Annotated in this window: 10 protein-coding genes; 4 read left to right on the forward strand and 6 right to left on the reverse strand. The window is 61.9% G+C overall.

The features are described 5' to 3' along the window. Nucleotides 1–45: 45 nt before the first annotated feature. Nucleotides 46–981: a 2-hydroxyacid dehydrogenase gene (locus P0D84_RS36620; protein WP_408345362.1), complete on the forward strand. Its 936-nt coding sequence runs from the start codon at nucleotides 46–48 to the stop codon at nucleotides 979–981. Between the two features lie 30 nt (nucleotides 982–1011). Further along, nucleotides 1012–1662 (forward strand): aspartate/glutamate racemase family protein, encoded by a 651-nt coding sequence (locus P0D84_RS36625; RefSeq protein ID WP_408345365.1) that lies wholly within the window; start codon nucleotides 1012–1014, stop codon nucleotides 1660–1662. 42 nt (nucleotides 1663–1704) lie between these two features. Here the strand turns inward: P0D84_RS36625 and P0D84_RS36630 are convergent, their stop codons facing one another. Beyond that, nucleotides 1705–2640: an alpha/beta hydrolase gene (locus tag P0D84_RS36630; protein ID WP_408345368.1), complete on the reverse strand. Its 936-nt coding sequence runs from the start codon at nucleotides 2638–2640 to the stop codon at nucleotides 1705–1707. Between the two features lie 192 nt (nucleotides 2641–2832). Between P0D84_RS36630 and P0D84_RS36635 the strand changes: the two genes are divergently transcribed. Next, nucleotides 2833–3468: a TetR family transcriptional regulator gene (locus P0D84_RS36635; protein WP_408345371.1), complete on the forward strand. Its 636-nt coding sequence runs from the start codon at nucleotides 2833–2835 to the stop codon at nucleotides 3466–3468. Nucleotides 3469–3526: 58 nt separating this feature from the next. Here the strand turns inward: P0D84_RS36635 and P0D84_RS36640 are convergent, their stop codons facing one another. The 5 genes from P0D84_RS36640 to P0D84_RS36660 all read right to left on the reverse strand — a co-directional run bounded on the left by P0D84_RS36640 (nucleotide 3527) and on the right by P0D84_RS36660 (nucleotide 10351). Then, nucleotides 3527–4261 (reverse strand): ABC transporter ATP-binding protein, encoded by a 735-nt coding sequence (locus P0D84_RS36640; protein WP_408345374.1) that lies wholly within the window; start codon nucleotides 4259–4261, stop codon nucleotides 3527–3529. 29 nt (nucleotides 4262–4290) lie between these two features. Beyond that, entirely contained in the window at nucleotides 4291–6234 is a 1944-nt protein-coding gene (locus P0D84_RS36645; RefSeq protein ID WP_408345377.1) for a branched-chain amino acid ABC transporter ATP-binding protein/permease, read from the reverse strand. A gap of 10 nt (nucleotides 6235–6244) precedes the next feature. Continuing rightward, a complete protein-coding gene (locus P0D84_RS36650) occupies nucleotides 6245–7120 on the reverse strand; it encodes a branched-chain amino acid ABC transporter permease (protein WP_179731989.1) in 876 nt (291 codons plus the stop codon). Between the two features lie 131 nt (nucleotides 7121–7251). Next, nucleotides 7252–8463 (reverse strand): ABC transporter substrate-binding protein, encoded by a 1212-nt coding sequence (locus P0D84_RS36655; protein ID WP_408345381.1) that lies wholly within the window; start codon nucleotides 8461–8463, stop codon nucleotides 7252–7254. Nucleotides 8464–8686: 223 nt separating this feature from the next. After that, nucleotides 8687–10351, reverse strand: a complete 1665-nt coding sequence (locus P0D84_RS36660; RefSeq protein ID WP_408345383.1) for an alpha-amylase family protein — start codon at nucleotides 10349–10351, stop codon at nucleotides 8687–8689. Between the two features lie 48 nt (nucleotides 10352–10399). Between P0D84_RS36660 and P0D84_RS36665 the strand changes: the two genes are divergently transcribed. Next, nucleotides 10400–11977 carry an alpha-amylase family glycosyl hydrolase gene (locus P0D84_RS36665; protein WP_408345385.1) on the forward strand — a complete coding sequence of 526 codons (1578 nt, stop codon included), beginning with the start codon at nucleotides 10400–10402 and terminating at the stop codon, nucleotides 11975–11977. Nucleotides 11978–12112: the final 135 nt, after the last annotated feature.

A 12112-nucleotide genomic window follows, 5' to 3' on the forward strand; every position in this document is an offset into this window, starting at 1 on the left:
CGTGCCCCTTCGAGCGGCATCCAGACTTTCTATAGTGAGAACATCGTGAATCCAGAACTTCTTGTCATCGTCGATCTTCCCGAAGCGCACGTTGCAGAGCTACGCCAGCATTTCACCGTCCATTACGTTCCAAACCCCCAGCAACTCGAACATCAAATCGGGAAACTTGGCGCTAGCGTGCGCGCCGTGCTGACCAATGGCATCACCGGGCTCAACAGCTCGCAACTCGAAGCGCTGCCGCGCGTCGAACTGATCCATGCGTTGGGCGCGGGCTTCGAGGCCGTCGACATCAAGGCGGCTCGCGCCCGCAACGTCAAGCTGAGCTACGGACCGAACACCAACGACTCGAACGTAGCCGACCACGCGTTTGCGCTGCTATTCGCGCTGGTGCGAGGCATCGCACGGTGCGACAGCCAGATTCGACAGGGCGAATGGCCGCGCTTCGACTTCCCCTCGATTGCGGGAAAGCGGCTCGGCATCCTGGGCCTGGGCAACATCGGCCTGCAACTGGCGCAACGCGGCAGCCGCGGATTCGACATGCCTGTGTCGTATCACACGCGTTCGCCTCGCGAAAACTCCCCCTATACTTACGCGGCATCGGTGCTCGAACTGGCGGAGTGGTCGGACTATCTCGTGGTCGCTTGCCCCGGCGGACCGTCGACCTTTCATATCGTCGACGCCCGAGTCCTGGAGGCGCTGGGTCCGAAAGGATACCTGGTGAACATAGCCCGAGGCACGGTCGTCGATACGCCGGCGCTTATCGATGCATTGCGGAACAAGCGCATTGCAGGCGCAGCGCTAGATGTAGTCGAAGGACAGCCCCATCCGCCGCAGGCCTTGCTCGAACTTCCCAATACGGTCTTCACTCCCCATATTGCCGGACGCTCTCCCGAGGCGCGTGACGCGATGCTCAAGAAAGCGCTCGCGAACCTGTGCGGACATTTCCGCGACGAAGCTCTGCTCACGCCCGTTCCGGCATGACTTGCACAGCGACCAGACAGGAAGCTCATCGTGACACGAATCGTTCTGATACACGCCGTCGAGGTGGCCATGCGGCCGGTGGAAGCAGCAATGCGCGAGTTCTGGCCTGCCGCGCAATGCGGCAACCTGCTCGACGACGCGCTGCCCCGCGATCTCGAAGCGGCCGGCACGCTGACGCCCGCGATAACCGGGCGTATTGCCGCGCTCGCCGACTATGCGGCAAATAGCGGCGCACAAGGCGTGCTGTTTACGTGCTCGGCGTTCGGCCCGGCGATCGACGAGGCTGCAAAGCGCCTCCCGATTCCCGTTCTGAAACCCAACGAAGCGATGTTCGAAGCGTCGCTGGATGCGGGTGGCGTGGTCGGCATGCTGGCCACTTTCGAGCCGAGTATCGCGTCAATGACGCGAGAGTTCGACGATGAGGCGAGACGCCGCGAGGTCTCGGCGCAACTCGATACCGTGTATGTTCCGGGCGCGCTAGATGCGCTGAAATCGGGCGATGCCGCGACTCATGATCGTCTGCTTGCCGAAGCCGCACCGCGCCTCGCCCATTGCTCGACCATCCTGCTCGCGCATTTCTCGACGGCTAGAGCGGCCGCGGCAGTTGCGGCGCGCAGTACGCAGCCGGTCTTGACGAGTCCCGGCAGCGCGGTCATGAAGCTGCGGCGGCTGACGGCTTGACGCTTTAGATATCGGCGGCATTCGCCGCCGTATCCCAGCGGATCAGCCACGCGCCCACAGCGCGTCGAATCGCTGGATGATTCGCGCGGCCCATTCGCCTGCCGCCTTCGACGCGCCCTGCACACGCATGAATCCATGCGTCATTCCTTCGGCCTCGATCAATTCCACCTGCGCACCATGACGCTCGAGATGGGCCGCATACTCGCGGCCTTCGTCGCTCAGCGGATCGAGTTCAGCCACTGCGAGTACCGTGGCTGGAGCAGCCGAGAGCGGCGCATGCGCGAGCAGTAACGCTCGCCCATCATCTTGCGGGGCGGAAGACGGAAGAAAAGATGCCCAGTAAAACTCGATATCGGCCAGCGTGATCCCCGGAACGCCTGCACTGGCGGCGTAGCTTGGCCGGGTGAAGTCCGTGTCCACCATCGGGTACAGCAGCAGTTGGGCCGACACGAGTCCAGGGACCCGCTCGTTGACGGCGAGCGCCGCGCCTGCCGCGAGGTGAGCGCCGGCACTATCGCCGATCACGGCCAGCGTACCTGTCGCAAGCCCAAGCCGCTTGCGGTGTTCCGCAAGCCACATGACGGCGTCTGCGGCGTCGTCACAAGGGGCTGGAAAAGACGCTTCGGGCGCGCGCCGATAATCGACGCTGACGACGGCGCAGCGCAGGGCGTCGGCCAGGCGCGCGGCTACCAGGTCGTGCGTGTCGAGGTCGCCGACCACCCAGCCGCCGCCATGAAAGAACATCGCCAGGGCCGGCGTGACGACGCCGTGCGGACGGTAGAGGCGCGCCGCCAACGTGCGCCCTTCCAGTTCCATGGAAAAATCCGTTACATCGAGAGCCACCGGGCGAGTCTCGTCTAGTAGCGCCCCGGTGGCCCGCAGACGATCCCGGCGTGCTTGCACGCCTGTTGAGTCCATGGGCGCGAGGTGCACGCGCAAACGGTTGTAGTATTCTCGGAGTTCGGAGTCCAACGGCATGGAAGTTCTTCCTTGGTAGTGCGAGCCGGTCGCGTGATGACCTCATCGCATAGAGATTTAATTCCCGATGTAGTTAATAATACCTCGGTTAGTTATTCTCGCCAAGTCGACTTCGGGGGCGTTCTTCTGAGCTCGGCGAACATTCAATCGAACCGGCGATCGTTCACCAATCGCTTTTTCACATGAACAAAGATGACCGAAATAGAAAAGGCCACGCGCAATCGCGACCGCACCCGTGCACAACTACTGGCCGCTGCGCGCGACGAATTCGCCCAGCAGGGTTATGGCGGCGCGCGCATCGAAAACATCGCACAGCGAGCGAGCACGAACAAACGGATGATCTATTACTACTTCAACAACAAGGAGGCCCTGTTCGTTGCCGTAATGGAAGAAACCTATCAGTCCTTGCGCGATGCCGAAGATAAGTTGGCGCTACTCGACCTCCAACCGGTCGAAGCGATCCGGGCACTGATTTTGTTCACATGGAATTACTACGTGGAACATCCGGAGTTTCTTCAGTTGCTCACGGCGGAAAATCATTACCGTGCCGAACATCTGCAGTCTTCGCCCACGATCAGCCGCATGCGTTCGCCGCTCGTGGAGACGTTGCGCGAAGTATTGGCGCGGGGGCAACGCAGCAACATTTTCCGCGGCGGCGTGGACCCGCTGCAACTCTATATATCGATTGCCGGCTTGGGATACTTCTACCTTTCGAACAACTACACCCTTTCCATGTCGTTTGGGCGCGACCTGAATACGCGGCGCGCCTATATGGAACGGCAGCAACACATTACAGACGTCGTGCTCGGCTATCTGCTGGTCGCGTGAGGTCGGCCGCAAAAGCTGAAAAACGTCGTCTATAGCGGGTCATCAATCCCGCCCCCCATCAATGACTAGCCCCTAGATAAGCCGCCTTAACCGAAGGATCATTACGCAACGCCGCCGCAGGACCATGCGCCGCGATCCTGCCATTCTCCAGCACGTACCCATAATCGGCCACATTAAGCGCTGCCGCCGCAAACTGCTCAACCAGCAGCATCGTCACACCTTCGCTCTTCAGATTGCCGATAATCCGAAACACTTCCTCGACGAGAATCGGTGCGAGCCCCATCGACGGTTCGTCGAGCAGCACGATATCCGGATTCAGCATCACCGCGCGCGCCATCGCCAGCATCTGCTGCTCGCCGCCGGAGAGCGTGCCGGCCAGTTGATGCCGGCGCTCCTTCAGCCGCGGAAATAGTTCGATCGCCCGCTCCAGATCCGCATTCACATCGCCGCGCGGCCTCGCCCACGTGAGACGCGGGAAAGCGCCGAGAAGCAGATTGTCGGTGACGCTCATCGTCGCGAACACGCGCCGGCCTTCCGGCGAATGCGCGAGCCCGAGCCGCGCGATGCGGTGCGAATCCAGCGCGTCGATGCGCTTCGCGTCGATGCCCACGCCCATCGTGATCTCGCCGGCAGTGGGGCGGATCATGCCGGAGATCGCGCGCATCGTCGTGGTCTTGCCCGCGCCGTTCGAGCCAATCAACGTGACGACCGACGCCTTCGGCACGTCGATCGAAATGCCATGCAGCACTTTGACCTTGCCGTAACCCGCATGCAGATTTCTGATCGATAGCATGTCTGTTCCTGTGGGAGACGTGAGCGTCTTCACGCAGCTTGCCCGGCAGCCTGGCCGCCGAGATAAGCTTCGATAACTTTCTCGTTCGACTGGATGTCGGCGGGCCTGCCTTCGGCGATCTTCTGCCCGAAGTCCAGCACGGAGACGCGGTCGCACACGCTCATCACCACGTCCATGTGATGCTCGATCAGCACAACGGTAATGCCGTGATCGCGCACCTTGCGGATGATCGCGACGAGCTCCTTGATATCCGGCGCGGTGAGCCCCGCGGCGGGTTCGTCGAGCAGCAGCAGTTGCGGGTCGAGCGCGAGCGCACGCGCAATTTCGAGCAGCCGTTGCTTGCCGTACGGCAGGTTGCGCGCTTCTTCCCCGGCGACGTTTTCCAGCCCCACGAAACGCAGCATGCCGAACGCACGCTCACGGGCGGCGTGCTCTTCGCGCTTGTAGCGCGCCGACATCAATCCCACATCGGCGAGGTTCGTCTTGAACGTGTGATGCAGACCGACCAGCACGTTCTCGAGCGCGGTCATTTCGCCGAACAGCTGGACGTTCTGGAACGTGCGCGCGATACCCGACAACGCGATCTGCGACGACGTCTTCCCCGCGAGCGACTGGCCGCGATACTCGAGCGTGCCGGCGGTCGGCACGTAGATGCCGGTGAGCACGTTCATCATCGTGCTCTTGCCGGAGCCGTTCGGTCCGATCAAGCCGTGAATCGTCCCACGCTGCACAATCAGGTCGACGTTGTTGAGTGCCTTCAGTCCGCTGAATTGCATCAGAATGCCGCGCAGTTCAAGGATGTTCCCGGTCGCGCCCCCCGCATGCACCGCCTGAATTGCGTCGCCGCCGATCGCCGCCGGTTTCGTCGTATCGACGGTCACCGTGCGAACCCGGCCGTGCGTCACGATCTTGCGCACGAAGCCGACCACGCCGTCCTGCAGGTAATACACCACCAGCAGAATCATCAGCCCGAAGATCGTCAGCCGCCAGTCGGCGAGCGTATCGATCCGATATGAGAAGGCAGCAAGTCCCACCGTGCCGAGTACCGGAATCGCGACCTTGCGCGGCGCCGACACCTTGCGCGCCAGCGCCACACCCGCGCCGATCACGACGACCGCCGCCAGCACCGAGGCGACGATGCGGAACATGTCGATATCGTCGAGCAGTTTCGGCAGCAGCACGATGATCGCCGAGCCGAGCAACGCGCCGGTGCGCGTCTTGCGCCCGCCCATGATGATCGCGAGCAGGAACAGGATGGTCAGTTCGAAGTTATACGTGTTCGGCGAAATGTACTGCTCCGAATACGAGTACAGACAACCGGCGAGCCCCGCGAAGCCCGCGCTGATCACAAACGCGTACACCTTGTAGCGGTACACGGAAACGCCCATGCAGTCCGACGCGATCGGACTGTCGCGCAGTGCCTCGAACGCGCGGCCCAGATGCGACTTGAGCACACGATGCACGACGATCAGCGACACCACCAGCAGCGCCGCGACGAGCCAGTAATATTCGACCTCGTTCATCGGCCGCCCGCCGATCGACGGCTTCGGAATCTTCACGCCCATCGGCCCGTTGGTCAGAAAATCCATCTCGTTGATGAGGATCTGCAGGATCGTGCCGAACGCGAGCGTCACCATCGCGAGATAGGGGCCGGACACGCGCAATGCCGGCAACGCGAGAATCGCGCCGAAGCCGGCCGTCACGAGGATCGCGAGCGGCGCGGTGACGAAGAACGGCATGCCGAGCTTGAAAAACAGCACCCCCGCCGTATAAGCGCCCACGCCGAACAATCCGGCATGTCCGAGCGACACCTGGCCCGTATAGCCGACGACGATGTCGAGACCGAACAGCAGGATCGCGTAGATCATGATGGTCTCGAACAGATGGATGTAATACGGGTTTCCCGACAACACCGGAAACACCGCCAGCACGACCAGCGCGAGTCCCGCCGCAATGAGCTTTTTCAGATTCACGGCGCGGCCCTCATACTTTCTTGATCGAGGTCTTGCCGAACAGCCCGGCAGGTTTCAACGCAAGCACGATCAGCAGGAGCACGAGCCCCGGCACGTCTTTATAGCCGGTCGAAATGTAGAAGCCGGTCGTGGTTTCCGCAATGCCGAGGATGACGCCGCCGACCACGATCCCCAACCCGCTCGACAAGCCGCCGATGATCGCCACCGCGAACGCCTTCAGCCCGAGCACGGCGCCCATCGTCGCGCCGGTCAGCGTGAGCGGCGCGATCAGCACGCCGGCAAAGGCGGCGGTCAGTGAAGAGAGCGCATACGAAAAGGTGATCACGAGGCCGGTGTTGATGCCCATCAGCGCGGCGGCGTCGCGGTCGTTCGCGGTGGCGACCACCGCTTTACCGAAGATCGTCTTGCGGTTGAAAAACTCGACGGCCAGCATCATCACGAGGGCACCACCCACCACCAGCAATTCCATCGGCAGCACATTGGCGCCGAACACCTTGATCGGCGCTTCCGGCAGCGGCGAAGGAAAGCGCAGATCGTCGCGGCCCCAGACGTTTTCCGCGACGTTCTTGAAGATGATGCCGAGCGCGATCGTCGACATGATCCAGCCGAATTCGGATTTGATCCTGATCGCAGGCCGTACCCCGATCCGTTCGACGAATGCGCCCTGCACGAGGCCGAACACGCAAACGATCGGAATCATCAGCCAGTAATTGACGCCGAGCGTGACGAGCGTGAGGCCGACCAGCGCGCCGAGCATCAGCGCGTCGCCTTGGCCGAAGTTAAGCGTGCCGGATGTGGCGAACGTGAGTTGATAGCCGAATGCGATCACGGCGTAGATCATGCCGAGCGCAATGCCGCTATAGATGAGCTGCAGAAGAATGGCCATGGTCGATCGCCCGAGGATTCACCGCATATAAGGCAAAGCCGCCCCCCGCCGTTAGGCGGGCGCGGCTCGCGGACATCACGCTACGCTTGCACTGCGCGGGTTTTGCACTTGTATTGTGCTTGCCGCCGCGCTCAGTTCGTCGCCTGCTTCGTGCGCAACTGGCTGCCGCCTTTCTTGTCGGCGTCGTACGCGTAGACCACGCGACCGCCCTTGACCTCACCGACCACCGGCACGTTCGGGCTGATCGCTTCGTGGTCGTCGTGCGTGAACGGCTTGTCATAAACCATCACGACGCCTTCCACCTTGCTGTTGAGGTTTTCGAGCGCGGCGCGCACTTTCGGACCGTCCGTCGAGCCGGCCTGGGTGATCGCGGCAGCCAGCAGGTAGATCGAGTCGTAGCCTTGAGCGGCGGACACCGGCGAATCGATGCGGTTATTCTTCGGCTTGAACTCTTTCAGGTAGGCATCGATGAACGCCTTGCGCTTCGGCGTGTTCGCTTCCTGAATGAAGGTCTGCGGCATGCGCGCGCCTTCGCCGTTGGTGCTGGCATTGTCGATGTAGTTGGCCATCGAGAGTGTCCAGCTGCCGATCAGCGGCACTTTCCAGCCGAGCTTGGCCATGCCGTTGGCGATCTGCGCGAGTTCAGGCCCAATGCCGTAGGTCAGCACCGCTTCCGCGCCTGCCTCTTTGGCCTTGAGCAACTGCGCGGTCATGTCCACGTCCTTGATATTGAATTTTTCGACGGCGACCGGCTTCACGCCTTTGGCGGAGAGCGCTTTTTCGAGGTCTTCGCGGCCGAGCTGGCCGTAATTGGTCGAGTCGGCGAGAATCGCGACCTTCTTGAAGCCGCGTTTGGTGACGGCTTCCTCGACGATCATGGGCGCCTGGATGCGGTCGGCGGCGGCGTTGCGGAAGACGTAGTTATCGGGCTGATCGGTGAACTGCTTTGTCACGATACTGCCGGTCGCGACGTTATTGAAAACGGGGATTTTGGCTTCCTGGAAGAAGCGCTGCGAGGCGAGCGCGACGCCGGTGTTGATGTAGCCCACCACCGCGACAACTTTTTCCTTGTTGATCAGTTCTTGCGCGATCTGCACGCCGCGTTCGTTCTTCGCTTCGTCGTCGCGTTCCACCAGCACGATCTGGCGCCCGAGCACGCCGCCTGCCTTGTTGATTTCAGCGGTGGCGAGGCGCACGCCGTCGCGCATGCTGACACCCATTGAAGACGACCCGCCGGTGAAAGGTCCGTCGACACCGATCTTGATCGGGTCGGCCGCGTAGCCGACATTGGCGAGGGCACAAAGCGCGAGCGCACTCACTACGCTCTTCAAGCGAATTCCCATGACTGTCTCCGTAGCATGTCTCTTTTATGCACGAGAGCCACGTCGTGGCTCGAGTGCGCGCCGACTTAACCGTTCTTAGGGGGCCTGACCGTTAATCGGTGAGCCAGTATAGAAAGCGTAATGTTTTAGTAATATGAGGAATTACCCGCTTGGTGCAATCCCGCAATCAAACGGTCGCCCGGTCGGACAAAACCGCCTGCGCGACTGCCGGGCTGTCACACGCCTAAACCTCGCTTCGCTTCAGCAGGTAATCGAGGCCGCCCACCCGATACCATCGATACCCGTACGGCTCGAGCACTACGGTATGCCGCCCGTCATCGGCTTCCACACTGTGGTCGTCGGAGAGAAGGTTGATGAGGCGGTTTTCGCCCTGCCCGCTGCAGCCCGAGCGGAACTTCACTGTGCAGGCCTCGGGTCCGAAGTTATGCACGCAGATCACCGAGTTGTTGCGCCAGTCGTAGCGCAGCGCGAGGACCTCGTTGCGCGATGTACGCAGGACCGAGAAATCGCCCCAGCTTATTTCCGGCACTTCCCGGCGCATGCGGATCATGCGCTCCGTCCAGTTCAGGAACGAATTCGGGTCCCGCCGCTGGCTGGCGACGTTCACTCGCTCGAAACCGTAAGCGCCGCCCGAGATGACCCGGCACGATGGCTTCGAGTGCTTCGTGAAGCCGCCGTGGGGTTCGGTCGACCATTGCATGGCGGTGCGCGTACATTCGCGCTCCGCCAGGCGCAGGTCGTCGCCCATGCCGATTTCATCGCCGTAGCGAAATACCGGCGTACCTGGCGAGGTCAGCATCAGGCTGTAAGCGAGCTCGAGGCGGCGCCTGTCGCCAGAGAGCATCGGCGCAAGCCTGCGGCGAATGCCGCGCTCGTATAGCTGCATGTCGGGGTCCGGGCCGAACGTGGCGAACACAGCGGCGCGCTGGTCGGGTGTCAGACGGCCCAGATCCAATTCGTCATGATTGCGCAGGAATACACCCCATTGAGCGGTCGCGGGACGTGGTTTCGTCGCTGTCAGCGCTTTCTTCAAAGGACCCGTATCGCCGGTCGCGAGGGTGTAAAACGTGTTCTGGTTGACCTGGAAATTGAACATCATCTGCAGGCGCTCGCCGTCGTCGCCGAAATAATCGAGGTCGGTATCGGGCAACACATTCGCTTCGGCGAGGATGATCGCGTCGCCCTTGCGCCATTGCAGAAACTCGCGGAAGGTCCGCAACATATCGTATTGCTCGACTGGCTTGCGTACTTTCGGGCCCTTCGTGGCAATCACGAACGGCACGGCGTCCATCCGGAATCCTGACACGCCGAGCTGGATCCAGAAGCCCATCACCTTGAGCAATTCGGCCTGCACATGTGGGTTCGCCGTGTTCAGGTCCGGCTGGAAGTCATAGAAGCGATGGAAAAACCAGCGTTTGGCCTGCTTATCGTAGGTCCAGGTCGATTTCTGAACGCCGGGAAATACGACCCCGTCTCGAGCGTTCGGCGGTTGCTTGTCGGCCCAGACATACCAGTCGCGATACTTCGAGTCAGGATCGCTGCGTGCTTCCTTGAACCACGCGTGCTGATCGGACGTGTGATTGATCACGAGGTCGATCATCACGCGCAAGCCGCGCTCGCGGCACGCATGCGAGAACTCGGCGAAGTCCCCCAGGGTGCCATATTTCGGGTCGACGTTGTAGTAATCCGAGATGTCGTAGCCGTTGTCGCGGCCAGGCGACGGCTGGAAAGGCATCAACCAGATGGTCGTGACGCCGAGCCCCTGAAGGTAGTCGAGCCGGCGGATCAGGCCCTGGAAATCGCCGACGCCATCGCCATTCGCGTCCATGAAGGTGCCGACGGAGAGGCAATAGACGATTGCATTCTTGTACCAGAGGTCATTTAGCATACGGTCCGCGCGCGGCTCCAAAACAATCGATCAGTGAGAGGAACTGCGATGTCTGAACTGGTGTGGTGGCAATGCGGCGTGATCTATCAGGTCTATCCGCGCTCGTTTCAGGACACCAATGGCGACGGCATCGGCGACCTGGCGGGCATTAGCGCGCGTCTGGAATATCTCACGGCGCTTGGCATCGACGCAGTCTGGATCTCCCCAGTCTACCCGTCACCCATGGCGGACTTTGGTTACGACGTCGCCGACTACTGCAATATCGACCCGATGTTCGGCACGCTCGACGACTTCAAGCAACTTGTGGACCGCGCCCACGCACTCGGGTTGAAAGTGCTGCTCGACTTCGTGCCGAATCATTCGTCGGACCGGCATGCGTGGTTCGAAGAAAGCCGGTCCTCGCGCGACAACCCGAAGCGCGACTGGTATCTGTGGCGCGATCCCGCGCCCGGTGGCGGACCGCCGAACAACTGGCTGAGCCGGATGGGAGGGTCCGCGTGGCAATGGGATGCGCACACCGGCCAGTATTACTATCACGCGTTCTTGCGCGAACAGCCCGACTTGAACTGGCGCAATCCCGAGGTGCGCCGCGCGATGGACGATGTCCTGCGCTTCTGGCTGGATCGCGGCGTGGACGGATTCCGCGTGGACGTGCTGTGGCTGCTGATCAAGGACGCCCAGTTCCGCGATAACCCGCCCAACCCCGCGTTCCGGCCGGGCGAGCCGGATCATCATCGACTATTGCAGACTTACACCGAGGATCAGCCGGAGGTGCATGAGATCGTGCGGTCGATGCGTGCCACGCTGGATGAATACGGCGAGCGCGTGTTGATCGGTGAAATCTATCTGCCCGTGCCGCAACTGATGACGTACTACGGCACGAACGGCGATGGTATTAACATGCCTTTCAATTTCCAGCTCCTGAACGCAGCGTGGAATGCGGCCGATATTGGAAGGATGGTGTCGGATTACTATCGCGCATTGCCGAAGCACGCCTGGCCAAACTGGGTGCTATGCAATCACGACAACCCGCGCGTGGCGTCGCGCCTCGGGGCAGCGCAAGCGCGCGTGGCCGCCGTGCTGCTGTTGACACTGCGCGGGACACCCACGCTCTATTACGGCGATGAGATTGGCATGATCGACGGCGAGATTCCGCCCGACCAGGTTCAGGACCCGGCCGAGCTTCGGCAGCCGGGTATCGGTCAGGGCCGCGATCCTGAACGCACGCCGATGCAATGGGACTCATCGCTGCCCCATGCCGGTTTTACAAGCGGCCGGCCGTGGTTGCCGGTAAGCACGGCAACCAGCGTTAGCGGCCAGGACGGCGAGGCATCGAGCATGTTGTCGCTGTATCGCTGGCTGTTGTCGATTCGGCGGAGCAACGCGGCGCTCCTGGAAGGGGCGATTGAAAACCTCACCGCGCACGGCGACGTGCTGACTTACGAGCGGCGTTCTGGCGATCAACGATTTTTCATGGCGCTAAACATGGGCGCCGCCGATGCCGCCGCCCCTTTGCCATCAGGCACGGTGCTGTTATCGACTTTACCCGGCCGCGGCGGCGAGTCGATCACGGAAGGCGCAAATCGTCTCGCCGCCGGCGAAGCACTGATCATCGAGCTCGTCTGATCGCCGATGGTAGGCAGCCCCCGTGCTGCGCGCTCGTCTGGGCTCCAGGGCTGATCGGCGAGGTAAAACGCGCCCGAATGAGGGCCGCCGTCGACCGTTCCCGGAAGCTCCGGCCGTCACCTGGCTCGGCGGCGC

This window comes from Paraburkholderia sp. RL17-337-BIB-A (assembly GCF_046025895.1).
Classification (GTDB): Bacteria; Pseudomonadota; Gammaproteobacteria; order Burkholderiales; family Burkholderiaceae; genus Paraburkholderia; species Paraburkholderia fungorum_C.